This window comes from Acidobacteriota bacterium (assembly GCA_016703965.1).
In the GTDB taxonomy this organism is placed as follows: Bacteria; Acidobacteriota; Blastocatellia; order Pyrinomonadales; family Pyrinomonadaceae; genus OLB17.
On record JADJBB010000004.1, the window covers coordinates 218608 to 244115 of the forward strand.

Below are 25508 nucleotides of genomic sequence, written 5' to 3' on the forward strand. Positions count from 1 at the left end.
TTAAATAGCGAAAGCCCGGAAGAAGAATTCTATGTTTGAACGCTACACGGAGAGGTCCCGCAGGGTGATCTTTTTTGCCCGATACGAAGCCCTCCAATATGGTTCGCAAGTAATTGCGCCGGAGCACATCCTGCTCGGCCTCATGCGTGAGGATAAGACATTGTCTGCCCGCTTCTTCCCGTTTAGGCATGTACTTACCGTTGATTCGATCCGCCGCGATGTCGAGGAACGGATCGTCCTGAGGGATCGCATTCCGCAGTCCTCCGAACTTCATCTTTCACCCGCGACCAAACAAATTCTATTTTATGCTAACGACGAAAGCCGTCAGCTAAAGAACCGTCACATCGGCCCTGAGCATCTGCTGCTCGGCATTGTCCGCGAGGAGAAAAGTGTCGCGGCTGAAATACTTTTTGGTTACGGGCTGCGCTTAAATGACGTTCGCGACGAGATGACGCGGCAGAGCGGGGTTCCGGGCGTTTTAACCGGCAAGCCGGAGAATCCAAAAACGCCGAGCCTCGCGGAATTCACGCGCGACCTAACCATCGACGCCGCCGAAGGCCGTCTCGACCCGCTCGTCGGGCGCGAACAGGAACTCGAACGCATCATCGAAATTCTATGCCGGCGCACAAAAAATAATCCCGTGTTGATCGGCGAATCCGGTGTCGGCAAAACCGCCATCGTCGAGGGCCTCGCTCAGCGGATCGTTGATAAGAACGTTCCGACCTTTCTCGAAAACAAACGCATTCTTTCGCTCGACCTCTCGCTCATAGTAGCCGGAACAAAATACCGCGGCCAGTTCGAAGAACGGTTGAAAAAAATAATGGCCGAGCTGAAGGAAAGCGATGAGAATATCGTTTTCATTGATGAGCTGCACACGCTCGTCGGAGCAGGTTCCGCAGAAGGCACGCTTGATGCGGCAAATATTCTGAAGCCCGCTCTGTCACGCGGCGACATTCAATGCATTGGGGCAACGACGCCTGGCGAATATCGCAAGACGATAGAAAAGGACCGTGCTCTGGAACGCCGTTTCCAATCGGTCAAGGTCGAGCCACCAACAGAAGCCGAAGCCATCGAGATCATTCAGGGTGTCGTCGAGCGGTACGAAGCGTTTCATCAACTTCGGTATTCCAAGGACGCTCTCATTGCGGCTGTTACTCAATCAAATCGTTATATTCCCGACCGTTTTCTGCCCGACAAAGCGATTGACGTTCTAGACGAAGCCGGGGCTCGTGCCAAATTGCGATACCAGCACGAAAATCGTGGCGAACCATCGTGGAAAGAAGCGGTCGAGAACTGGAAACGTGCCGCCGCGAGCGAAGATCAGCTGATCTCCCTGGAATTACGCTCGCTCGAAGATTCGTTCTTCGCGGTCGAGGTTTCTAAGGATGATGTCGATGAGGTGATCGCTCGCTGGACCGGCGTTCCGGTATCATCCGTAAAGCAAAAAGAAGCTGAAAAGCTGCTCACCATCGAAACGGCCCTGCAGGAGCGGATCATTTCGCAGCGTCCGGCAATTTCTGCCCTTGCGCGCGCTATCCGTCGCTCACGAGCCGGACTCAAGAATCCGAGCCGTCCGGTCGGTTCATTTCTTTTCCTTGGCCCGACCGGCGTCGGCAAAACTGAGGTTGCCCGCTCGATCGCTGAATATTTGTTTGGCTCCGAACGAGCTCTGATCCGCTTCGACATGAGCGAATTCATGGAGAAACACGCGGTATCAAAATTCATAGGCTCGCCTCCGGGATATGTCGGCCATGAGGAAGGCGGACAGCTTACGGAAAAACTTCGCCGCTCGCCTTACGCGGTCGTGTTGTTTGATGAGGTCGAAAAGGCTCATCCCGATCTGTTCAATGTGCTGCTTCAGGTTTTTGAGGATGGTATTCTAACCGACGCCCTTGGGCAAACCGTGGATTGCAAGCACGCGATCTTCATCATGACCTCAAACCTGGGTGCACGTGTTATCCAGAAACGCACTTCGCTCGGCTTCCAGGCAAATGCCGCCGCAACCCGCGAGCAGATCGAAGACGAGGTAATGTCGCACGTCAAACAGACATTTGCCCCTGAATTTATCAATCGTCTCGACGAAATCATTCTCTTTGACGAGCTGAACGACGAAGATCTTTTCCAGATCCTCGACCTTCAGATCGGCCGTCTCAACAAGATCGTTGAGAATCGGGAACTGAAGATAATTCTCACCGATGACGCCCGAAAGTGGCTCATCCACAAAACCTGCGGTGACCGCAAATACGGCGCCCGTCCGCTCAAACGAGCCCTGCAAAAATACGTCGAAGACGAACTCTCGGAGGCACTTATCCAGGGCGAAGTCACCAGCGAAAGTACCGTCGAGATCTACGCCGCAACAGACAAACTTGCCTTCCGCGAAGTCCGTGCGAAAAAGGCCGCAAAAGAACTTACACAAAAAGCCTAATTAAAGCGCGGGCATTCGTGCCCGCGCTCAATTCCGTTTTCCCTAATTTCCCTGTATAATTCGAAAGTTTGCTAGTCAGTTCTCGAGGGCAACCTGCGCGTTATCTCGAGAATCAAACTAGGCAAGTAAAATCCGACTTTGATACGCCGTTATTGTTGATTTATCTTATTATTCTGCAAGACTTTAGCGGCTAAATGAAAAGCCTTTCAGGGGCTTTGAAATTCGCATTAATAGGGAAGTTTCCGGTTTATGAACAATCTTCGCGCACTCGGATATGTCGTCTTGGTGTCGGCAATCCTGGCTTTTCCGGCAATTGCCAACACCAAAAGCAGTGCGAAAAAAGACATCGCTCCGGCCGCTGCTAAGTCTCAACAGATCGTCGAAAGCGTCGATATTCAGGGCAACCGCCGTCTTCGTGACGACGATCTGCTCTATTTTACCAAGGTCCGTGCCGGTGACGTTTACGATCCGGCCGCTCTCGAACGCGATCTCCAGGAACTACTCTCGCTGAACTTCTTCGATAAAGTTAAAACGCGTGTTCTCGTCGAAGACGGCATTCGCGGCGGCGTTAACGTGATCTTCGAAGTAGTTGAATTGCCTATCATTCGTGATCTTCAGTTCAAAGGGGCGAAGGCTTTAACGGAGGCTGACATTCTCAAAGAGTTCCGCGAAAAACGCGTCGGCGTTTCTAAGGAAGCCATCTACGATCCTGTAAAAGCTCAGGGAGCTAAAAGGATCCTTCGAGAAATGCTTGCTTCCAAGGGATTTCCGAATGCCAAAGTGGAGCTCGAGGAAGAGGCCGTATCTGCAACCTCGGTCGCTATCACCTTTAACATTGAACAAGGATATCGATCTCGAATTATCGAGATCGACTTTGAGGGAAACCAGAAATTTAAGGATGGCGAACTGAGGGATGCCCTGACGTTGGTAAAGGAAACCGGCTTGATCTCGAGAGTTAAGGGTATGGACATACTCGACCTGCGAAAACTCGAGTATGACCTGCAAAAGAATGTCCGTGCTTACATGTGGTCGAAAGGTTACTTCCAGGCTCGTATCGGAGAACCTGAGGTCGTTGGCCTCGGCTATAAAAGAACCGGATTCCCGCTGTTGAAAGCCTTCCCGCTGCCACTTGTCACTTCAAAAGACGACACCCTCAAGATCAGGATCCCGGTCACGGAGGGCAAGGTTTTCCGCGTCGGTGACCTTAAGGTCGAGGGCAATTCGATCTTCTCCGAGCAACTCATCCTCGCGTATGTCGGACTTAGAAAAGGCGAGATCGCTGATGGAAAAAGACTCCAGGATGCGATTTATGAAGATCTGAAAAAAGCCTATGGCCAGCAAGGCTTTGTTCAATACACGGCAGAATTTGACCCGCAATTCAAAGACAATCCGGCAAAGCCGGATGAAGGTATTGTCGATATCACGATCACCATCGAAGAAGGTAAGCAGTTCACGCTTCGACGTCTGGAGTTCACAGGTAATACGTTTACCCGTGACAAGGTTTTGCGTCGTGAGGTTCTTATAAATGAAGGCGACATCTATAATCAGAATTACCTCGATATCTCGGTCGCCCGCCTCAACCAAACTCAGTATTTTGACCCGATCGACAAGGACCAAGATGTCGAGATCCGCACGGATGAAGAGAAAGGCGACGTCGACCTGATCGTAAAGGTCAAAGAAAAAGGCCGTCAGCAGATCTCGTTCAACGGCGGTTTGTCGGGCATCGGCGGTTCGTTCTTCGGCCTCGAATATTCAACCAACAACCTCGCTGGAACGGGTGAGATACTGTCATTCAATATGGGAGCTGGCAACCGTCAGCAGAGCCTGCAGTTTACGTATCAGCAGCCTTATTTCCGCGATCGTCCAGTCTCAGTTGGTTTCTCGGTATTCGCGAGCCGCTATAAGTTCTTTGGCGAAGGCACATACCTGACACAGAACCAGGACATCTTGAATGATCTCTACAATCCGTATGGAACTGTCACTACGGACGAGAGCAACCTCTTTACCCAAACAACGTATGGCGCAAATGTGTTTGCTACTGCACCGTTGTCGGAGTTGTTCTTTAAGAAACGACGCTTTACGCAGTTCTCACGAGTTGGCCTGACTTATCAGTTGTCAGCGACAAGCATTGCCGATCCTGAAGTCAATGCGAGTGCTGATCCGGCGGCTACCATTCCGGTCATCTATCGCCAGCCGAATATCATCACGAGCCGCATAACTGGAACGTTTGCGTACGACACGCGCCAGCCAGCAGCCAACGGTATTGACACGCTTAACGGTAAATCGCTCTCGATCACGGCCGCCTTCGCTGGGCTCGGCGGTGACGTCAGAACGTACCAGCCGAATATTACCTATTCGCAGTTTATTCCGGTCAGAAATAAACGGTCCAAGAATCCGCACATCCTTGCCTTCAGAATTCAGGCCGGAACTATCGGAACCTGGTCCATCACGGACAAGATACGAAATGCTAACTCGATCTCGTTCGTCGGCGGCGTCCCGGCATATGAGCGTTATTACTTAGGAAGTGAGAATGATATTCGCGGTTACAATTCGCGTTCTATCGGGCCCGTCGCCCCGTTTGATACTTACGTAACGAGCCGGAATGTTGTACTTACGACAAACTCCTCGGGAACTCATGATACAAACACCGGCTTGCCGACCCGAGACGTTAACGAGCTCATCACACTGGGACAGGTAACAGGAATCAGCGGTGCGAATCCGGCCTTGTTCTCGAAAAATTACCGCTTCATCGGTGGTGACACGCAGCTTTTGACCAACGTCGAATATCGTTTGCCGATCTTCGGGCCAGCCACGCTCGCGTTTTTTGCCGACGTTGGCTCAGTTTTTAATTTACGAAAATCAGGCTCGCAGGGCATCAACAGCGAATTTCTGCCGGACGAGACTTTCCTTGGTGCCGGGCGTCTAACCGCTCTCGGCCTGATCAATACGCCGGTATTGGAAAGCAGCTTCGGCAGTATCCTTTACTATCGTGGGCGCGTAATGACCAAGACGGATTACATTAACGAGTTTTGCCGCGGAAACCGGTTCGGATGCCCAACGAGTCTTTCGCCGCAGGTTCAGCAGCTATTCCTTCGCGGCGACGTGCAGCAGAATTCACTGCTCGACGTCGATAATGCTAAGTTCAATAAATTGAAAGATTTCAAGGCGAGCCTCGGTGTCGAATTTCGCATCCAGGTACCGATCGTTAACGTTCCGTTCCGCCTGATATACTATTACAATCCGAACGCGAATCTCGGTTTCACCGAAGAACTGCCAGGTATATTCTTGCCGGGCAAACGGAGTGGATTCAGATTTACTGTCGGACGGACATTCTAGGTTATGGTTCTGCCCCAAGGCGGAGCACCGGTCAAATTGATTTTAACAACGGTTTTCGATAACATTGCTATTCTTTTTTAGAAACCGTAAGCAACAGTTTTCGTAAAATAGGTTTCAAAGAAATATGAAGATTAGAGGGGCGATTAGGTCTTTCTGTCAGATTAAGGAGTTTCACAAGATAATGAAAAGATTTACTACGTTTGCCCTCAGCTTTGTTTTCGCAGCGGTGTTTGCCGTTTCTGCATTTGCTCAGGCTGGTGCTCAGCCTGCAATGACCAAGATCGGATGGCTCGACACTGGTGCATTTGCCGATCCAAAAGAGGGCGTCACCAAATACAATACCGCCCTCACGGCGCTTGATAATGAAATGAAGCCCCGCGTTACCGAACTGCAGAGTATTCAGACCAAGGTTCAGACGATCGCCAAGGACCTCGAAGCTCTCCAGAAGCCGGGCGTACCGGTCGACCAGAAGGCAATTCTGGCAAAACAGGATGAGGGACAGCGTCTGCAGCGTGAGTTCGAGTTCAAGAAGAAGGAATACGACGCAGCAGTTGAAAAACGTAGCGGCGAAGTACTAGGCCCCGTTTCCGCTGACATCAGCAAAGCGATCCAGGATTTTGCGAAGGCCAAAGGCTACGCCGTCGTTCTCGACATCGCTGCTCTGGCGAGTGCAAATGCGATCCTTGCTCTTGATCCGGGTGCGAACATCACTAAGGAATTTATCACTTATTACAACGCTCGCCCGGCAGGAACCGCCACGGCCGTTGCACCTAAATAAGGTCTTCTCAGACAGTTTCTAAGGCTGAAGGTCAGACGAGACACAGATCTCTCTGGCCTTCAAACATTTACGCAGGAGTATTTTGCACTATGTCCGTCACTCGTTCTTTCGTTTTTAGTATTCTTTTTGTGGCTTTTTCGAGCATTTGCATTTCAGCCCAGGCTCAGTCGGCGTCGGCTCCGAAGATCGTTGTCATCGATACTGCGGTCTTTTTTAATGAAAAGCTCGGTATCACAAAGATAGTTTCCGCCTCGAAGACCCTTGCAAACGAGCTTGCTCCGAAGCGCAATTCCGTTCAGCAGCTCGTTGCTCGAATTGATGCTCTGAACAAGGAGATGGCGACATTTCAGGCGAACGCCTCGAAGGGCATTCCGATTGACGAGAAAACGGTCCAGAGCAAGGTCGATGAGCTTGACCGCCTGAAACGCGAAGGTAAGTATCAGGAAGACGAATTCAATGCCTTGGCTCAAAAGCGCCAGAACGAGATCGTAGGCCCGGTATATTCCGAGGTTCTGAAGACGCTTGGTGAATACTTAAAATCAAAGGATTACGGCCTGGTGTTCGACGCATCAAAGGATCAGAGTGGAATACTGATCTATGCGTCCGAAAAGTACGATATCACGAAGGAATTTATCACCTACTACAACACACGTCCGGTAACGGCCATTGCTCCGGTCCCCCGGTAGATAGGGATTTGCCTCCGGCAAAATTGCCTTTTGCCAGCTTTTTTGATTACATTTCGTGTAAAGATTATGTCAATCCTTGATTCGGTCGCGATACAAAATATTCTTCCGCACCGCTATCCATTCTTGCTGGTCGATAAGATCATCGAACTCGAACCGCGGGTACGGATCGTCGGCATTAAGCAGGTAACGGCAAATGAGCAGTTTTTTCAGGGCCATTTTCCGGGTGCTCCGGTAATGCCGGGTGTTCTGCAGATCGAAGCTCTGGCTCAGGTGGGGGCGATACTTGCTCTGCGCGAATTCGAAGACCGCGATTCGAAGATCCCGTTCTTTACCGGTATCGACAACTGCCGGTTCCGCCGTCCGGTTGTACCAGGCGACACGCTCCGTTTAGAGGTAACTGCCCTTCGTATTGGAAGCAAAGTTCAAAAGATGCACGGCGTCGCGAGCGTCGACGGCCAGATCACGGCCGAAGCTGAGATACTGTCGATCATCGCGAACAGATCGTAGGGAGAAAATCGTATGGATCAGGCACAAATGCAGGAGCTTTATCAGCAGTATTTTTACTACATTTTGGCTGCGGGGATAGTAATCGGGCTGATCTTCGGCACGATCCCTCTAATTCTCGGGATAAAACGTAAAAAAAGGAATATGGGCCTTGTCGGGTTTATTCTTGCCGGCGTTGCCGGAGCATTTTCACCATTGATCGCGGTTGTCCTTACGATAGTATTTACCGTACTTATTTTGAGAAAAAAGGGCACCGATCCGAAAGTAGACGACGACGCCGTAGTTTTCTAACTTCCGCAATGACTTTCTATAAGCACGAAACTGCGATCATTTCCGACGGGGCGAGAATCGGTGACGATTCTTATATTGGCCCTTTCTGTTCAATTGGAGAAAACGTCGAACTCGGAAACGGCGTCCGTCTGGAATCGCATGTCGTCGTCGACGGTCGAACAACTATCGGCGATGAAACCCACGTTTTCCCGTTCGTCTCGATCGGACTTGCTCCGCAGGATCTGAAATACTCGGGCGAACCTACGGGAACCGAGATCGGTAAACGAAATCACATTCGCGAATTCGTCACGATCCATCGCGGTACCGAGGGCGGCGGCGGAATGACCAGGATCGGCGACGGCAATCTACTGATGGCTCAGGCCCACGTCGCACACGATTGCCAACTTGGCAGCGAGATAATCATGGCCAACGCTGCAACGCTGGCCGGGCACGTCGAGGTCGCGGACCGCGCCAGCGTCGGAGCATATTCCGGGGTCCATCAATTCTGCCGCGTCGGGCTCGAAGCCTTTATCGGCGGCTATTCGGTCGTCGTAAAAGACGCGATGCCGTACGCCACGATCCAGGGCAACCACGCCAAATGCTACGGCCTCAATAGCGTTGGCATGCGCCGCCGTGGCTACGCCAAAGAAACCATAGACCACCTAAACCACGCCTTCCGCCTGCTGCTCTCATCAAAGCTAAACACCACCCAGGCCGTCGAAAAGATCAGCGAGGAGATCACCGGCTGTAAAGAGGTCGACCTGCTGCTCGACTTCATCGCGAACGCGAAACGCGGTGTCGTAAAATAACCGGGAGATCAGTTTTTGGGGGGTGAAAAAAGGTGAATTATTTGCCTCCGAGAAAACTGGGTCTCAAAAAGTGTGAATCGTTTCACACTTTTCACAAAACGCCCTGTTTACGGCTTTATCAAACGCGAAACGACCGGATTGGTCACAGGAATAGGCCGGCTTGTCGGTCACAAATGCCCCGATTGGTAGAGGTATCCGGCAGATTGGTCAAAGGTCTACTAGGGCAAAACTGCTCTACCTAAACGCGTCACAGAATTCCGAATTCAGACCTCGTCGTTCATTTTCGTCGCCCATCCAACTCCTCGATCACATCACCAATCGAAACGCCCTTCGCCCGTAGAAGTACCAGATAGTGAAACAACAGATCCGCCGCCTCTGACCTAAACCTGTCAGCGTCGTTATCCTTTGCCTCGATCACCAGTTCGACCGCTTCCTCGCCTACTTTTTGTGCGATCTTGTTAATTCCCTTTGCAAAAAGGCTGGCGACATACGAGTCCTCGGGCTGCTCACGACGCCGTTCGTCGATAGTGTTTTCAAGCTCTACCAATAGGTCGATCGGCTGCTGCATTACATTCGCCGCCCCAAAACAAGAGCCTGCTCCCGTATGACAAACCGGCCCAGCGGGCCGAGCGGTTATTAGCAGAGTGTCTTCATCACAATCGGCTGTTATCGAAACAACGTCCAGGAAATTCCCGCTCGTTTCGCCTTTGGTCCAAAGCTGCTGCCGCGAACGCGAGTAGAACGTTACCCGGCCTGTTTCCCGCGTCAGCGTCAAAGCCTCGGCATTCATGAAGCCGAGCATCAGAACCGTTTGCGTATCCGCATCCTGAACGATCGCCGGAACCAATCCATCGGCGTACTTTTGATAATTCAAATTCATATCCGCACCTCGATCCCCCTCATTTCGAGGAATGCTTTTAACTCTGGAATTTCGATCTCGCCGTAGTGAAACACGCTCGCCGCGAGTGCCGCATCCGCATTGCCGATCGCGAAAACATCCGCAAAATGATCCATCGTTCCGGCTCCTCCCGAAGCGATGACGGGAACGCTGACAGCATTGGAAATATCACGCGTCAGCCCGATCTCAAATCCGTCCTTTGTGCCGTCGGCGTTCATTGACGTAAGTAATATCTCGCCCGCACCGAGTTCAACACCGCGTTTTGACCAATCGACAGCATCGAGATCGGTCGGGACTCTGCCGCCGTTCAGAAAGACCTTCCAGCCGTCATCAGTTTCCTTTGCATCAATAGCGAGAACGATGCATTGTGAACCAAAATTCGCTGCCGAATCGCTCAGGATCGAGGGTTCTTTCACCGCTGCCGTATTGATCGAAACCTTATCAGCTCCACAATCCAGCAACGCCCCGATGTCTTCCACCGTTGAGATACCGCCGCCGACCGTGAACGGAATATTGATCTCCGCCGCCACACGACGCACGATATCGGCAAAGGTCTTGCGGCGTTCGTTGGTGGCTGAGATGTCGAGCAGGACGAGTTCGTCGGCGCCCTCAGCCGAATACCTCGCCGCCAGCTCGACCGGATCGCCCGCATCGCGGAGCCCGAGGAAATTTGTGCCTTTGACGGTGCGTCCGTCCTTAACGTCCAGGCACGGGACGATGCGTTTAGCCAGCATATTTAGCGAGGTCCTCCAATTTTATGTTTTGCTCGTAAAGGGCCTTGCCGACGATCACGCCCGAGCAGCCGATCCGGTCAAGCTCGTCGATATCCGCAACCGAGGTGACGCCGCCGCTTGCTATCAGATGTATCTCAGCGATCGCCGCCCTGATCTGCCGATAAAGCTTGAACGACGGCCCTTTCATTGCGCCGTCACTCGCGATATCGGTGACAAAAGCGTTGGTCACGCCTCGCTCAGCGAAATTCCTGAGGAACGCCAGAACGGGCGTTGTCGTGTCGGTCTGCCAGCCATTTATCGCAACCTTCCCGCCGCGGGAATCTGCCCCCAGCAGCATCTTTTCGCTGCCGAACTTCTCGACCCACGACAGGAAAAGCTCGGGCTGTTTTACCGCAACGCTGCCAACCGTAGCGATCGCCGCACCGGTATCAAAAACCGCTGCAACGTCCGATTCCGTCTTCAAGCCGCCGCTGAAATCGATAGTGAGTTTCGTTCCGGTCGCGACCTTTTTAAGCACGTGCAGATTCGCCGGTGCTCCCGTCCGGGCACCGTCCAGATCGACCATATGCAGCCGCCGCAAACCTGCATCCTCAAACCGCTTCGCCGTTTCAAGCGGGTCGTCGGAGTATACCGTCTTCCGCGAAAAATCGCCCTGCGTGAGCCGCACGCATTTGCCGCCGATCAGATCCATTGCGGGAATTATTTCGATCATATTTATTTCAGCAATAATTACTTCCTGTCCACATGGCTTGAGACGAGCCTGTCAATACTGGTTCAGTTCGATTTCTCCGGGGTCTCCGTGTCTTCGCCTCGGCGGCCTCTGTGTTAAGAAAAACTCTTTTAAACACAAAACCCCAAAAAAGGGGGCCCGAAGGCCACCAGGACACCTCCAACTAAAACAGGCGGGTAACAAATCTAAGGAAATCTTCAGATGTTCCCACGAAGCCCGATTTCTCGGGGTGAAACTGGATCGCGTGAAAATTGTCGCGGCCGATCGCGGCACTAAACCTTTGGCCATATTCAGATGTCGCGGTTGTGCTCTCACCTGTTTCGACATAATAACCGTGCACGAAATAGACACGCTCGCCTTCCGCAACGCCGTCAAATAAAGGTGAATTAAGCTCTGTGATCCGGTTCCACCCCGTATGCGGTATCTTCAGCGTGTCCGACTCAAACCGGCGAACGCGATACGGCATTATGCCCAGACATTCCGTCTCGTTTTCCTCCGACGCCTCGCACATCAACTGCATCCCGAGGCAAATTCCCAAAACCGGCGTCGTCAGCGAACGGATTACCGAATCGAGCCCGCGTTCACGCAGATACTTCATCGCCGTCGAAGCCTCGCCAACGCCTGGAAAGATAACTTTGTCCGCCGCTCGCAATTCGTCTGCAACGTCAGTAACCAAAGGCTCGACACCAAGACGGATCAGAGCATTCGCGACCGAGGCCGTATTTCCGCCGTTGTATTTAACGATCGCTACTTTCACAAAACTCCTTTAGTGGTCGGCAACTGGCTTCCCTCTCGGCGGACCGCCATCTTGATTGCCTTAGCAAATGCTTTAAAGATCGCCTCGATCTTGTGGTGTTCGATAGTACCTGTCGCGCTGATATTCAGGTTGCACAAAGCCTTGTCCGAGAACGACTTAAAGAAATGAAAGAACATCTCCGTCGGCATCTCGCCGATCATTTCGCGTTTGAATTCCGCATCCCAAACGATCCAATTCCGCCCGCCAAAATCGATCGCGACCTGCGCCAGGCAATCGTCCATTGGAAGACAATATCCGTAACGCTCCATTCCGCGTTTATCAGCCAATGCAAGCGAAAACGCCTCGCCGAGAGTTATCGCGACGTCCTCTATCGTGTGGTGTTCGTCGATATGCAGATCGCCGTCGGCCTTGATCGAAAGGTCGAGCCCGCCATGGCGAGCAAGCTGTTCGAGCATATGGTCAAAGAACGAGATCCCGGTCGAGATTGATGAACTGCCGGCTCCGTCGAGGTTCAATTCGACCGTGATCTCGGTCTCTTTCGTGTTGCGAGTATGCGTAACGCGTCGTTCCGGAGCACGGAGCAGATCGTAAATGTCACTCCAATCATCGACCGTAACCGCCGATTCATCGCCCTCGAGCGGAAAAGACGGATTGCGAATATAGATCGCCTTCGACCCGAGATTCTTCGCAAGCTGAACATCCGTCGGCCGGTCACCGATGACGTATGAATTCGCGAGATCGTATTCGCCGGTCAAATATTTCGTCAGCAGCGCCGTTCCCGGCTTTCGGGTTGGTGCATTTTCGTGCGAAAAGGTACGGTCGACAAAAATGTCCGCAAACTCAATTCCCTCGTCCGCTAGAGCCTGAATGACAAAATTCTGCGCCGGATGAAATGCGGTCTCGGGAAAACTCTCCGTTCCAAGGCCATCCTGATTCGTCACCATAACGAGCACGAAATCGGTCTCGCGAGCGATTTTCGCAAGATTGGTTATCACACCCGGCAAAAACCGCAGTTTCTCAAGCAGATCGACCTGAAAATCATCGGGTTCCCGTATCAATGTCCCGTCGCGGTCAATGAAAAGTACTTTTTGCATAGTTTTGTTATCAGTTATCAGCTATTAGCTATCACTTATTCCGAATCGAACAGAGGCGGCCAACAGCCGTTCATTTTCTTCCGGCGTTCCAACCGTGATCCGCAAACAGCCTTCGCAAAGCTCGACGTTGTTTCGATTGCGAACGACGATCTTCTCCTCGATCAAGTATTGATAAATGGCGTTGGCATCATCAACCTTAACCAGCAGAAAATTTGCGTCAGATGGATAGACTCGCTGCACGATGTCGAGGCCGATCAACGAATTTTCTAACCGCAACCGCTCGGCTTTAGCAGCATCGATCCACGCGTTTACCGTCGCTTCGCCGTCCAGAGCGTCGATCACGGCCTGCTGGGCAACGCCGCTGACGTTGTATGGCGGCTTTACGCGGTTAATCAGGTCGATTATCTCGCTGCTCGCAAAGGCTAGTCCAACGCGAACGCCAGCCATTCCCCAGGCTTTTGAGAATGTCTGTAGAACGACGAGATTCGGCTGTTCGGAAAGTTCAGCGATCATTGACGGTTCGTCCGCAAAATCAATATACGCCTCGTCAACAACAACGATCCCGTCAAACTCCCGTGCGATCTCCAGCACCGATCCGCGGCTCATCAGATTGCCCGTCGGATTGTTTGGCGAGCAGATAAAGATAAGTTTTGTTGAAGCTGAAATGGCTGCGAGGATCGCCGGAACGTCGAGCTGAAAATCATACGTCAGGCGTATCTCGCGGACCCCTACATCATTTATATCCGCCGAGACACGATACATTCCGTACGTCGGCGGGCACGTGATCACTTCGTCGCGTCCGGGCTCGCAGAAGATGCGAAACAGCAGGTCGATCGCTTCGTCGCTGCCGTTCCCGACAAATATCTGCGACGGCGAAACGCCTTTCATCGCCGCGATCCGATCTTTCAGTTCACGCTGAAGAGGGTCAGGATAGCGGTTGAGCCCAAAGCCAGCAGGCGAACCGAACGCATTCTCGTTAGCGTCGAGAAACACCTCGGCCGAGCCCTCGAATTCGGATCGTGCCGACGAATACGGTTTTAGACTCCTGACGTTTTTACGCACCAGGCTCTGCAGATCAAACGTCATCCCGACCTCCGCTCCATTCGCGTCTGATCGCGACGGCATTTTTGTGCGCGTCGAGCCCTTCGGCGGCGGCCATCGTTTCGATCGTCGGGCCGAGATTTTGAATGCCTTCGGCAGTCAGACGTTGAAACGTGATGCTTTTTGTAAAGCTCGCGACCGACACGCCGCTGTACGCCCGGGCCGCACCGCCGGTCGGCAGCGTGTGATTCGTCCCCGACGCATAATCTCCTGCACTCTCGCACGAGTAGTTTCCGATGAAAACGGAGCCCGCGTTGATGATCGTTTCCGCGATCTCGTCGGCGTTTTGTGTGGCGATAATGAGATGTTCTGGACCGTATTCGTTGAGTAGTTCGATGCCGTCTTCCAGTGTCTCGACCAATATCGCTTTCGAATTCTGGATCGCTGCCGCTGCGGTCTGCTTTCGTGAAAGCGTCTCGATCTGACGATCGACCTCGGCGAGCGTTTCGTTGATCACGGTTTCCGAAGTCGAGACCAGAATAACCTGACTGTCCGGCCCGTGTTCAGCCTGCGAAAGCAGATCTGTCGCGACAAACGCCGGTACGCTGCCTTCGTCCGCCAAAACGGCAACTTCTGACGGCCCGGCCGGCATGTCGATCGCGACACCTGAACGCAGAACCTGCAGCTTTGCCTCAGTAACAAATTGATTCCCCGGCCCAAAGATCTTGTAAACCGACGGAACAGTCTCCGTCCCATACGCCAAAGCCCCGATCGCCTGAGCACCGCCGATCTTGAAAACCTTGGTCGCCCCGCAAAGCCGCGCTGCATACAGCGTCGTCGGATCGATCTTTCCTTCCTTATTCGGCGGCGATGTAACGACGATCTCTCGGCAGCCCGCAAGTTTCGCCGGGATGACAAGCATCAGCACCGTCGAAAACAGTGGAGCACTTCCTGCCGGAACGTAAAGTCCGACTTTTTCGATCGCAACGTTCTTTCTCCAGCAAAACACGCCCGGCGTTGTCTCGATGACGTTTCGAGCGCTGTGGTCGACGGCGTGAAACTTCTCGATATTAGCTTTCGCAACCGCGATCGCGTCCTTTAGTTCCTGAGGAACGAGGGCATCTGCTTCTAGAAATTCGTCTTCGGTCACCAAAAACTCTTCCATCTCGACCTTGTCGAAATGCCTGGCACAATGGCGCAGAGCCGAATCTCCATGTTCGCGGACGTCTTTGAGGATGTTCGCGACCGTGCGTTCGAGAAAGACGGTGTCGATCGTCGGGCGCTTGAGCATCGCGGCCCAGGTTTCTTTTGATGGCTTCTTTATTATTTGCATTTCGTTCACTAACCTTTCTTCCCATGTCTTTTGTGAAGGAACTTTGTGGTCTTTGTGTTAAGAAGCGTTCTTAAACACTGAGAACACGGAGCAAAGCCCACAGAGGTCACGCAGAATTTATTACCTGATCATCTGATCGATCGAGAGAACGAGGATTCCCTCAGCTCCCGCATTTTTTAGCTGGTCCACGACTTCCCAAAAATCTGTTTCGCTCACGACCGAATGCAGTGAAACCCAGCCTTCATCAGCGAGCGGCACCATTGAAGGGCTTCGCATTCCGGGCAGGAGGCGTTTGATCTCGTCGACCCTTTCGACGGGAGCGTTGAGCAAAATGTATTTGTTTTGAGCTGCAGCTTTTACGCTGCGGATGCGGAATAGAAGCCTGTCGAGGATCGCCTGTTGTTCTGGCCCGAGATCACGCCGCGTTATCAAAACTGCCTCCGACAACATCACAGTCTCAACCTCTTTCAAACCGTTCGAAAACAAAGTGCTGCCCGAGCTCACCAGATCGCAAACCGCATCGGCCAGCCCGATCGACGGAGCGATCTCAACCGAGCCGCTGATCTCGTGGATGTCTGCTGACACACCTCGCGATGTGAAATAATCTCTCAGAATATTCGGATAGCTCGTCGCGATCTTTTTGCCCGCGAGCTGAGACAATTCCGAATACTCAAACCCTTTCGGCACCGCGAGCGACAAACGGCAGCGTCCGAAGCCGAGCTTTTCGATCGTGTCGACGGCCTTTGGATTCTCGGCGATCACGTTCTCGCCGACGATCCCTATATCAGCAACACCATCAGCCACATAGTCCGGAATGTCGTCATCCCGCAAGAAAAATATCTCGAGCGGAAAATCCGCCGCCTCGGCCCGCAGCTTGCCGAGCCCATTCGAAAAGCCAATGCCGCATTTTTTCAGCAGCCCGGTCGAACCGTCCGACAACCTTCCTGATCTTTGTAAAGCTATCTTTAATTTCATATCTAAAAACGACAAAGCGACGCCCATCGAGACTTGATTCGAAGTTTCGCGGCGTTTGGATTAAAACTAATTTACGATTTTGTTAAAACGAGTATCAGTTCACGCAGCTATTTGCTTACGTGATGATGGTGGAGATGAATGTGTGAAAAAGCTCTAAGCATCCTGACTTATATTAAAACCACACCGCGAGATCATTTGCAAGCACTGCCGGAAAAACTCCATGTGATAAAATCTAAAAACACATATGGACGACCACAGCGAAGAAGAGATATTGCAGGAATTTGGTAAACGCATCCAGCGTTGCTACGGCTGTTTTATCGCCTATCATCTCAAAGACATGTACCTCGGCGAAGACGTCACGTTCTTCTGCGAACATTGTAAAGACGAGACGATGTTCCACTTTGACCAGTTCTCAAAGCTCCTCGACCTTAGCAAACTGAACGAGGTCGCCGGCGAGCATCATCATTGAGCTTTAGAAATGCGAAGCTATGAACTGCTGCCAGCCGTCGGGAGTTAGCTTTTCAGTTTTTAGGAGTTTTAGTTTGAACGTTTTCCAATCCGGATTATTGGCGACGTCAAATTCCATGTCTTCAATATAGCTTCCCTTCGTGTTAACCCAGATCAAGCCTTTCCCGCCGATCCCTGGACCCGATGCTTCGTAGAGGCGGCATTTTTCGCCGTTACGGGTTTCGTCTCGCTGATACCTGATGTTGAGATCACCACGATAGGCGAACATCGGGCCGTCCGGTTTGAACGTCGGATCCGCGATCCCCACTACAAATGACTTTTTCGGATCCCTGAGGTGAGGGAACGAAACATTCAAGCTCGCGAGATCAAAATTGTAGAGGTGGAATGGAAGCCTGGCGATCTTTGCCGATTCTTTATCTGGTTTGAAAGCCGGGATCAGCACGTCAACCTCGCGGGAGGATGGTTGAAAAGTCAGGGTTGCGAAGAGCCGGCGGTCTTCTTTGGAAAAGACCTGATAGGATTCGATCTTCTTGGGGAAAAATCCCGCCCAATCCATCTCTGCAACTACCAAGCCGGCTTGTGTACCTTTCTCGTGAAACTTGAACGATTCGATACGGGCATTGGTCGCGACATAGAGCGAGACGTTCTCCGACTTGGTGCCGTCCGTATTGGTTTTCAGGTAATGAAAGACCGTGCCGACCGCGACCCTTTGCGGCTTAAAATTAAATGCAGCTGATTGGGCCGATGCCGATATGACGACCAGCCCGGTCAAAAACAGCGGATAGACGATTTTCTTGATCAATAGCATAGTGGCTCTCCGTTGAAAGTCTAAGTTACGCCTTATCTAAAAGATATGTTCCATCGTTTTGGACAATGGCGGATCCAATTCTTAGACTTGGAAAAGTAATGGAAGAGGCTCCGATACCAAAAAACACCCTAACCGGGCTCGCCGCCCGGCTAAGCAGGCTGCCGAGCGACAAACGACGGGCCGCACTGGAAATAGCGGCTTCGCTGGCCGGCGTCTCTCTTCGAGTCAGCCGCGAGTTTGTTGAGGCAGTACCGAAGGCGGCGAAGATCCTGTCCGCCGATGATCTGCGGCATTGGGGCGAGCTCGGGCGGCGGCTGGCGATGGGGAATGCTGATACAGGTGCCAAATTCTTTACGGATGGCGTCGGTGCTCTTAAACCCGTGCCGGACGAGGCTCGTTCGGCGGTCTTTCAGATCTGTACGCGGCAGTTGGTTTTGTCGAGTTCGATCTCGCTAGAAACATTCAAACTTGTTCCAAAGATCGCAAGTGACATCGGGGACGACCAGCTTTTCGCAGACGTGCTGAATCTCGCGGCCGAGATCGCGCAGCGGTCGGCGAAGCACAGCTCTGAATTTCTCGAAAACACTCCGGCGGTCGCGAAAGTCCTCACTGAATTTGGCGATGAAAAGCGTGCGGTCGCCGACGGTGTGCTCGCACTCGCCGCCCAATTTGCCAACCGAACCGGCGGCATGACCGCTGATCTATGGTCGAATCTGCCCGCGTCGCTCGAACGGCTAAATGCTGAAAACGCCAAACTTCTGATGATCCGTGCCGGTGAATTCCTTGAATTCGGCGGCAGTGTCACGCTGCATTTTGTCTCATCGGGCAGCGAAGTTTTGGCGGCTTCGGAATCGGCGTTTGAGGATTGGTGTAAGCTTGCCCGCTCGATCGCTCGTCACGGAAATGCGGTCCTGATCTCATTCCTGAGGGCCACACCAAAATTTTTCGCATCCTTCACCAAAAAGAAGAAAGCTTCCCCGGCAGACATTCGACGCGTGCTCCAACTAACTACGAAGATTGCCGAAACCGATGCGGAAAGTGCACTCGCGGCGTTCAAATCGAGCTCGGGAGCGTTGAGAAAGGTATCGATCGAACAGTTCGAGGAATGGGTCGATAAAGGGTTATCTGAACGCAGTAACGAATCTTCAAAATCACGCCGCAGCTATTTTGCTCTCGAAACGCGTGCTTCGAATGAACGTCTTCAGGAAACTCGACTGGGACTTCCACTTGAAAAAATTCAGTCTATTTTGCGGATGTACGTAGAGGCTCTAACGGGCAAAGAGATAGAGATCGCGCCGCTCACGGCGATGCCGCAGGAATCGCGGATCGGCGACGGCAAGACGATATATCTGCCCGCGTCCGTTGCCGAATTTGACAACGACGACCTCGATTTCAAGCTCTACAAAGTCCTCGCCGCCCATGGTGCCGGCCAGATCGAATTCGGCACTTTCGAGCGCGACACCGACGAGCTAAAGCAAGCATACGCTGAACTTACGGAGCTTTATTCCATCTCAGAGGATGACAGGGATGCGTTCGCTCTTGGCGGTTATCTTGAGGACGTTCGCAAAGCAGAAAAGGCTCTATCGGAAAAAGAGATAAAGGCCGAGGCGAAAAAACGGCGGAAGAAATTGCCGAAAGATTCCGACTACAAGACAGTCCTGACTGCGTTCCCCGAACCCCGTCTCGCTAAAAAGATCTTCGGCACGATGGAGAATGCCCGCATCGACAATCGCCTGCGCCAAACCTACCGCGGCCTTGTTCCGGACCTCGATCTGATGCAATCGTTTTTGCGGTCAAATCGCCCGTACATCTTCGACCTGCCGATGTACCAGGTGCCGTTCGAATTGCTATTCCAGATCACGCTCTGCGGCGGTGCGACGGATGACGCAAAGCAATTCTATGGCCAGGTCGTTAGCGAGATCGAAGCTATCGTTGAGAAATACGTGTCGGGCCAACGGGTCAGAACCGGGAGCGATAGCGACTGGGCTCCCGCACCTGCTCAAAAGGCCGACTCCAATCCATCGAAGAACCCGGTCGCTACCGCTCCCGGTTCTGACAGTGTTGCCGATTCCCTGATGGCAACGAGCCGCATCTACACACTCTTTCAAAACATCTCGCCCGAGCAGAATCAGGAAACTGAGGCTGAGAATGAGGAAGACAAGAGCGAGTTTGCCTACGACGACAAAGACACGTCCGAAGGCGTCGTTGATGACAAGGCCAAAAAGGAGCGTGAAAAGCAGGCGCAGGACATTCGTGACCTGTTCAACGCCTGGAACAGCCTCGACGACGAAGGCGAACCTGACGAGCTGCAGGGTGCCGAGGCCTGGTCGCAGAACGAGATGCCGGAACAGGCTCTCGAGGATGACGATGTCGCCTTTGCGTACGACGAATGGGACCGCGATCTGAACGATTACCGCGTGGGCTGGAGCCGCGTGATCGAGAAAAAGGTGAAGCAGGGCGATCGGACCTTTGTCGAGCTGACGCGTTCGCGATATCGCGGCGTGATCTCATCGATCAGGCATCAATTCCAGCTCATGAAGCCCGAAAATCTCACGCGGATCAACCGCGAGATCGACGGCGAAGACTACGACCTCAACGCCCTCGTTGATTACGTCGTCGACAAACGTGCCGACGGCCAGCCGTCCGAAAATATCTATACCAAAAAGCTCCGCCGCCAACGCGACGTGGCCGTTTCGATCCTCCTCGATCAGTCCAGCTCGACCGCTCGCACGATCACGCGAAACCCTCTGCAGCCGTACACCCATCCCGGCCGCCGCATCATCGAGATCGAAAAAGAAGGCCTTGTACTAATGAGCGAAGCCCTCGAAGCCGTCGGCGATGTCTATTCCATCTACGGCTTCACGAGCGAAGGCCGCCGGAATGTTAAGTTCTATGTCGTCAAGGATTTTGCCGAGAAGTATTCGGCCGATATCGAGAAACGCATCGGCGGCATCACGTTCCAAAACAACACACGCCTCGGCGCCGCGATCCGTCATGCCTCGGCAAAATTGTTAAAACAGGAAGCCCGCACCAAGCTCCTCATAATCCTGACCGACGGCCGCCCATACGATCACGACTACGGCGACGCCCGCTACGCCCGCGAAGACGTCCGCGAAGCCCTAACCGAAGCCAAAACGATGGCAGTAACCCCATTCTGCATCACCATCGACCGCGAATCCGAAGCGGAGCTGAAGGATCTGTACGGCAACGTCGGGTACACTATCATCGATGACGTTTTGTCACTGCCAGAGAGAATGCCGAATATCTATAGGAGGTTGACTAGTTAACACATGGATAAGGCTGAGACAGTTTTCCTCTTCGACGTCGATAACACGCTGCTTGATAATGATCGCGTGACGGCGGATCTGCGGCGGTTTTTGGATCGGGAGGTTGGGGCTGAGCGGAGCGGTGTTTACTGGCGGATATTTGAGGAGCTGCGTAGCGAATGCGGTTATGCGGATTATCTTGGGGCGTTGCAGCGGTATCGGCTCGGGCATCCGTATGACTCGCATTTGCTGGCGGTTTCGACTTATCTGATCAATTATCCGTTCGCCAATCGCCTGTTCCCGAATTCGCTCGACGTTATCGAAAAATGCAGCCAGATCGGGCAGGTTGTGATTCTCACCGACGGCGACGTGGTCTTTCAACCGCGTAAGATCGAGCGTTCAGGCCTGTTCGAAGCGGTCGGCGGCAATATCCTGATCTACATACACAAGGAACACGAACTCGAAGACGTCGAGCGCCGCTACCCCGCGAAAAAATACGTTCTCGTCGACGACAAGATCCGCATCCTCTCCGCGATCAAAGACATCTGGGGCAACCGCGTGACGACCGTCTTCCCACGCCAGGGCCACTACGCTCTTGACACTGAACACGTCGCGAAATACCCCGACGCTGACATCACCGTCGAGCGGATCGGCGACATCTTGGATATAGATTCCTTCTGAACCTTTGCGACTTTGCGGCTTAACTTTGCGGCTTTGCGGGAAACACAGCGTAAAGGAGAATTTCCCGCAAAGCCGCAAAGAAAGGACGCAAAGCCGTAGAGGAAGAAAACCGCACAATGGCGACTAGCTCGATATTCTGCTAACGTTAAAGTTTTGCTATGAATATCGTCTCGCTCGAAAATGTCTCTAAAAACTACGGATTTAAGCCGCTTTTTGAGAATGTAACGCTTGGTCTTGAGGACCGTGACAAGATCGGCATCATCGGGGCGAACGGCTCGGGGAAGAGTACGCTTTTGCGGATAATTGCGGGTGTCGAGGTGCCGGACACGGGCCGCGTGGTCACCGCAAAGGGCCAGACGCTGGCGTTTCTCTCGCAAAATCCACCGTACGACGAAAACCTGACCGTGCTTGAGACCATTTTCGCGTCGAGCAGCGGTGTGATGCAAACGATCCGCGATTATGAGGCTATTTGTCACGACGTGGCGGCCGGTGCTCATGACGACGCAACGATGGAGCGGATGTCCGATCTCCAACACGAACTCGAGATGAACGGCGGTTGGGATATCGAGGCTAACGCCCGGGCCGTCCTCACCAAGCTCGACATTACCGACACCTCCGCCAAGATGGGCACGCTCTCGGGCGGCCAGCGAAAACGCGTCGCTCTCGCCCACGAGCTGATCTTCAAACCCGACATTCTGATCCTCGACGAGCCGACCAATCATCTCGACGCCGACACGATCGAGTGGCTTGAGAATTACCTCGCCCGTTATACCGGAGCCCTTTTGCTCGTCACGCACGACCGTTATTTTCTCGATCGCGTGACTGACCGAATCTTTGAGGTAGATCGCGGGACGGTGCAGAGCTTTGCGGGCAATTACGCCTATTATCTTGAGAAAAAAGCAGAGCAGGACACGCTTCGCGAGGTCGAAGGGCACAAACGCGAGCAGTTGATCAAGAAAGAACTCGCCTGGCTCCGCCGCGGTGCGAAGGCGCGCACACGTAAATCCAAGCACCGCATCGAGGCCGCTCACACGCTGATGGCCGTTCCAAAAGAGCAGGCAAAGGGCGAGGTCGATATCGCGATCGGCTCAAAACGTCTGGGATCGAAAGTGGTCGAGATCAACGACATTTCAAAATCGTACGGCGAAAACCGCCTGATCGACCACTTCACATACCTGCTGAAACGCGACGACCGCATCGGCATCATCGGTGCAAATGGTTCCGGCAAAACGACTTTGCTCGATATGCTCACCCGCCGCATCGAGCCGGACAGCGGAGAGATCGAGATCGGCCAGACGGTCCACATCGGCTATTACGACCAGGAAAGCCGCGAGTTGAACGACGACCAACGCGTCATCGACTACATCCGCGACGTCGCCGAATACGTCACCACCAACGAGGGCATCCAGATCACCGCCGGCAAAATGCTTGAGCGTTTTCTATTCGCTCCCGCGGCCCAGTACGCCGTGATCGGCAATCTCTCAGGCGGTGAACGGCGACGCTTGTATTTATTAAGAATTTTGATGGGCTCGCCCAACGTCCTGCTCCTCGACGAGCCGACCAACGACCTCGACATCCCGACGCTCATCGCTCTGGAGCAGTACCTCGACGAATTCGCAGGTGCCCTGATCGTCGTCAGCCACGACCGTTACTTCCTCGATCGCACGGTCGAAAACATCTTCCGCTTCGAACCCGGCGGCCACGTCCGCGAATACGCCGGCGATTACTCAGCCTATCTGGAAGCCGTGGAACGTCAAGAAGCCGAACGCAAGGCCGAGGCGTCTACTCCTGTCAATGCCGCTAGCAGTAGCGACGCGGCAACCGCCCGAGTCAGAACCGGGAGCGATAGCGACTGGGTTCCTACAACAGCTGAAAAGGAAAAGCCAAAAAAACTCACCTTCAACGAAAAACGCGAGTTCGAAACCCTCGAAAAACGCATCGCGGAAACCGAATCACGCCTTCCCGAGATCGAACGCGAAATGGTCACAGCGGCCAGCGACGCGGGCCGTGTCCACGAGCTTTTCACGGAGCAGCAACAGCTAACCGAGCAGCTCGAAGCCGACATGGAACGCTGGGCTGGGCTTGCTGACCGTATCGAAGGCTAACTAAAAAAATGAATATACAAGAACTTGGGTATCAGCAGACGCCGCTTGGCGATCTGACGTTGCGTCGGCGGCTGGAAACGCTTTTGGATTACCGCGAGGTCTACGAGGTCAAGCTCGGCGACGATTATCTGATGTCGAGCCTCTTTACCGAGGCCGAACAGCAACTCGCAACCCTCGGCCTCGCGCCGCTTAAGGGCAAACTCGACGTCGTCATCGGCGGTCTTGGACTCGGATACACCGCTGCGGAAGCTCTCAAAAACGACAATTTAGAGAGCCTGCTCGTCATCGACCTTTTCCAAACAGTTATCGACTGGCATAACCAAGGCCTCGTCCCGCTCGGTTCCGGGCTGCGCGATGACCCGAGATGCGAACTCCGCCAAGGCGATTTCTTCGCCCTCGCCCACACCGGCTTTGACACAGCCACGCCGGACCGAAAATTCGAGGCCGTCCTTCTCGACATCGACCACTCGCCAAAACACTTCCTCGACGCCACAAACGAGTCGTTCTACACCACAAAAGGCTTCACCGCCATCCGCCACCAACTAAAACCGAACGGCACATTCGCCCTCTGGTCCAACGATCCCGAAAATGAAGCTTTCACCACACATTTGAAACAGATCTTTGGCACTGCCGATGCTTATGACATCGAATTCGCCAATCCTTACACTGGCTCGACATCGATCAATTCAGTGTATGTTGCACAAAACGGCCGTTAAATTTTCGAGATTGAAACTAATTCGTGTGATATGCTAGCGGCAAGACTGAGCATACAGGATCTGCATTATTATGGATCTGCGAGATATCTTCCAACTATCTTTCCGCACACCACACCGGTTTCAACTGTATCGATTGAACGTTTTTCTCTCTCTTTTTTTCTTCTGGGCAGCGAGTTCAGTGCCCGCTCAGGATAAGCCTAAACCAACGCCCGCACAGACTCCGCCAACTATCACCGATCCCGACGATGCTCCGTTAAGAGTTCAAACGGACCTCGTTACGCTCACGTTGACGGTCCAGGATACATGGGGACGGGTTGTGTCGAATCTGACCAAGAAGCATTTCTCGGTATTTGAGGACGGTGTTGAGCAGGAGATCAGTTTTTTTGAGGACGTCGATGCCCCAGCCTCGATCGGAATAATCTATGACGTTTCCGGGTCGATGGGCGGCGGGAAGATCGGGCGGTCGCGACGAGCTCTAGAGCGCTTCATGCTCACAAGCCATCCATCTGATGAGTTTTCGCTGATCACATTCAGCGACAAGGTCCAACTGCTTGCAGACCGCACCCGCGATATCAATGCCGTTCTCGATAAGCTTACGCTCGTAAAACCGGGGGGAAATACCGCATTCTATGATGGGGTCTATCTTGGAGCGGATCGAGTCATGCGCGGTTCTCACAACAAAAAGGCGTTGCTGATCATAAGCGACGGGGTCGATAACAACTCGCGCTACACCTTTAACGAAATGCGGCGTTTTCTTAAGGAATCGGACGTTATCATCTATGGTATCGGCATCTACGGGAATGGCGACGGCGGCGGAGAAGGTGCTTTAACTCGCCTAGCCGAATCCACCGGCGGCCGAGCATTTTACCCGGGCTTGACCGACGGAAGTTTCGACGAGATCTGCGAACGTATCGCCCTTGAACTTCGCCATCAATACTCCATCGGCTACGTACCGAAGGATTTCCGCCAGGACGGTAAATGGCGTCGGCTAAAGGTCAAGATCACTCCGCCCCGCGGTATGCCCCGCCTGTCAGTTCGAGCGAGAGAAGGGTATTTCGCCACGCCCCTTATTCAAAATAAGTAAAAAGGGCTGT

22 protein-coding genes are annotated in these 25508 nt (G+C 53.1%); 13 read left to right on the forward strand and 9 right to left on the reverse strand.

All coding sequences use genetic code 11. The features are described 5' to 3' along the window. The first annotated feature begins 31 nt into the window (after nucleotides 1–31). From IPG22_03780 to lpxA, 7 genes are all read left to right on the forward strand, one after another. The gene (locus tag IPG22_03780) at nucleotides 32–2425 is read left to right on the forward strand and encodes an ATP-dependent Clp protease ATP-binding subunit (protein MBK6587424.1); all 2394 of its coding nucleotides are present in this window, start codon (nucleotides 32–34) and stop codon (nucleotides 2423–2425) included. 249 nt (nucleotides 2426–2674) lie between these two features. Beyond that, nucleotides 2675–5761: an outer membrane protein assembly factor BamA gene (gene bamA, locus IPG22_03785; GenBank protein ID MBK6587425.1), complete on the forward strand. Its 3087-nt coding sequence runs from the start codon at nucleotides 2675–2677 to the stop codon at nucleotides 5759–5761. 181 nt (nucleotides 5762–5942) lie between these two features. Next, nucleotides 5943–6539: an OmpH family outer membrane protein gene (locus IPG22_03790; protein ID MBK6587426.1), complete on the forward strand. Its 597-nt coding sequence runs from the start codon at nucleotides 5943–5945 to the stop codon at nucleotides 6537–6539. A gap of 89 nt (nucleotides 6540–6628) precedes the next feature. Next, nucleotides 6629–7225 carry an OmpH family outer membrane protein gene (locus IPG22_03795; GenBank protein MBK6587427.1) on the forward strand — a complete coding sequence of 199 codons (597 nt, stop codon included), beginning with the start codon at nucleotides 6629–6631 and terminating at the stop codon, nucleotides 7223–7225. A gap of 72 nt (nucleotides 7226–7297) precedes the next feature. Continuing rightward, nucleotides 7298–7732: a 3-hydroxyacyl-ACP dehydratase FabZ gene (gene fabZ / locus IPG22_03800; GenBank protein ID MBK6587428.1), complete on the forward strand. Its 435-nt coding sequence runs from the start codon at nucleotides 7298–7300 to the stop codon at nucleotides 7730–7732. 12 nt (nucleotides 7733–7744) lie between these two features. Continuing rightward, a complete protein-coding gene (locus tag IPG22_03805) occupies nucleotides 7745–8020 on the forward strand; it encodes a hypothetical protein (GenBank protein MBK6587429.1) in 276 nt (91 codons plus the stop codon). Nucleotides 8021–8028: 8 nt separating this feature from the next. Beyond that, entirely contained in the window at nucleotides 8029–8808 is a 780-nt protein-coding gene (gene lpxA, locus IPG22_03810) for an acyl-ACP--UDP-N-acetylglucosamine O-acyltransferase (GenBank protein MBK6587430.1), read from the forward strand. A 277-nt stretch (nucleotides 8809–9085) separates the two neighbouring features. Here the strand turns inward: lpxA and IPG22_03815 are convergent, their stop codons facing one another. The 8 genes from IPG22_03815 to IPG22_03850 form a co-directional block, all read right to left on the reverse strand. Then, on the reverse strand, nucleotides 9086–9688 hold the full coding sequence (locus IPG22_03815) for a bifunctional phosphoribosyl-AMP cyclohydrolase/phosphoribosyl-ATP diphosphatase HisIE (GenBank protein MBK6587431.1): 603 nt from the start codon (nucleotides 9686–9688) through the stop codon (nucleotides 9086–9088). Continuing rightward, nucleotides 9685–10440 carry an imidazole glycerol phosphate synthase subunit HisF gene (gene hisF, locus IPG22_03820; GenBank protein ID MBK6587432.1) on the reverse strand — a complete coding sequence of 252 codons (756 nt, stop codon included), beginning with the start codon at nucleotides 10438–10440 and terminating at the stop codon, nucleotides 9685–9687. The genes IPG22_03815 and hisF overlap by 4 nt, the downstream gene beginning before the upstream one ends. After that, on the reverse strand, nucleotides 10430–11152 hold the full coding sequence (gene hisA, locus IPG22_03825; protein MBK6587433.1) for a 1-(5-phosphoribosyl)-5-[(5-phosphoribosylamino)methylideneamino]imidazole-4-carboxamide isomerase: 723 nt from the start codon (nucleotides 11150–11152) through the stop codon (nucleotides 10430–10432). The genes hisF and hisA overlap by 11 nt, the downstream gene beginning before the upstream one ends. 181 nt (nucleotides 11153–11333) lie before the next feature. Further along, the gene (hisH, locus tag IPG22_03830) at nucleotides 11334–11927 is read right to left on the reverse strand and encodes an imidazole glycerol phosphate synthase subunit HisH (GenBank protein ID MBK6587434.1); all 594 of its coding nucleotides are present in this window, start codon (nucleotides 11925–11927) and stop codon (nucleotides 11334–11336) included. Next, the gene (hisB, locus tag IPG22_03835) at nucleotides 11924–13021 is read right to left on the reverse strand and encodes a bifunctional histidinol-phosphatase/imidazoleglycerol-phosphate dehydratase HisB (GenBank protein MBK6587435.1); all 1098 of its coding nucleotides are present in this window, start codon (nucleotides 13019–13021) and stop codon (nucleotides 11924–11926) included. Before hisB ends, hisH begins: the two co-directional genes overlap by 4 nt. A 24-nt stretch (nucleotides 13022–13045) precedes the next feature. Next, nucleotides 13046–14107, reverse strand: coding sequence for a histidinol-phosphate transaminase (hisC, locus tag IPG22_03840; protein MBK6587436.1), 1062 nt, complete (start codon nucleotides 14105–14107; stop codon nucleotides 13046–13048). Next, nucleotides 14097–15395, reverse strand: coding sequence for a histidinol dehydrogenase (hisD, locus tag IPG22_03845; GenBank protein MBK6587437.1), 1299 nt, complete (start codon nucleotides 15393–15395; stop codon nucleotides 14097–14099). The genes hisC and hisD overlap by 11 nt, the downstream gene beginning before the upstream one ends. A 120-nt stretch (nucleotides 15396–15515) precedes the next feature. Next, nucleotides 15516–16370: an ATP phosphoribosyltransferase gene (locus IPG22_03850; protein MBK6587438.1), complete on the reverse strand. Its 855-nt coding sequence runs from the start codon at nucleotides 16368–16370 to the stop codon at nucleotides 15516–15518. 244 nt (nucleotides 16371–16614) lie between these two features. Between IPG22_03850 and IPG22_03855 the strand changes: the two genes are divergently transcribed. Continuing rightward, entirely contained in the window at nucleotides 16615–16839 is a 225-nt protein-coding gene (locus tag IPG22_03855) for a hypothetical protein (protein ID MBK6587439.1), read from the forward strand. A gap of 3 nt (nucleotides 16840–16842) precedes the next feature. Here the strand turns inward: IPG22_03855 and IPG22_03860 are convergent, their stop codons facing one another. Continuing rightward, nucleotides 16843–17646 carry a hypothetical protein gene (locus tag IPG22_03860; protein ID MBK6587440.1) on the reverse strand — a complete coding sequence of 268 codons (804 nt, stop codon included), beginning with the start codon at nucleotides 17644–17646 and terminating at the stop codon, nucleotides 16843–16845. 65 nt (nucleotides 17647–17711) lie between these two features. On the opposite strand from IPG22_03860, the gene IPG22_03865 reads away from it, so the two are divergent. The 5 genes from IPG22_03865 to IPG22_03885 all read left to right on the forward strand — a co-directional run bounded on the left by IPG22_03865 (nucleotide 17712) and on the right by IPG22_03885 (nucleotide 25498). Next, entirely contained in the window at nucleotides 17712–20933 is a 3222-nt protein-coding gene (locus IPG22_03865) for a VWA domain-containing protein (protein MBK6587441.1), read from the forward strand. A 3-nt stretch (nucleotides 20934–20936) separates the two neighbouring features. After that, nucleotides 20937–21593 (forward strand): HAD family hydrolase, encoded by a 657-nt coding sequence (locus tag IPG22_03870; GenBank protein ID MBK6587442.1) that lies wholly within the window; start codon nucleotides 20937–20939, stop codon nucleotides 21591–21593. Nucleotides 21594–21751: 158 nt separating this feature from the next. Continuing rightward, nucleotides 21752–23698, forward strand: coding sequence for an ABC-F family ATP-binding cassette domain-containing protein (locus IPG22_03875; GenBank protein MBK6587443.1), 1947 nt, complete (start codon nucleotides 21752–21754; stop codon nucleotides 23696–23698). 8 nt (nucleotides 23699–23706) lie between these two features. Then, the gene (locus tag IPG22_03880; GenBank protein ID MBK6587444.1) at nucleotides 23707–24414 is read left to right on the forward strand and encodes a spermidine synthase; all 708 of its coding nucleotides are present in this window, start codon (nucleotides 23707–23709) and stop codon (nucleotides 24412–24414) included. A 178-nt stretch (nucleotides 24415–24592) separates the two neighbouring features. Then, nucleotides 24593–25498: a VWA domain-containing protein gene (locus IPG22_03885; GenBank protein ID MBK6587445.1), complete on the forward strand. Its 906-nt coding sequence runs from the start codon at nucleotides 24593–24595 to the stop codon at nucleotides 25496–25498. The last annotated feature ends 10 nt before the right edge of the window (nucleotides 25499–25508 follow it).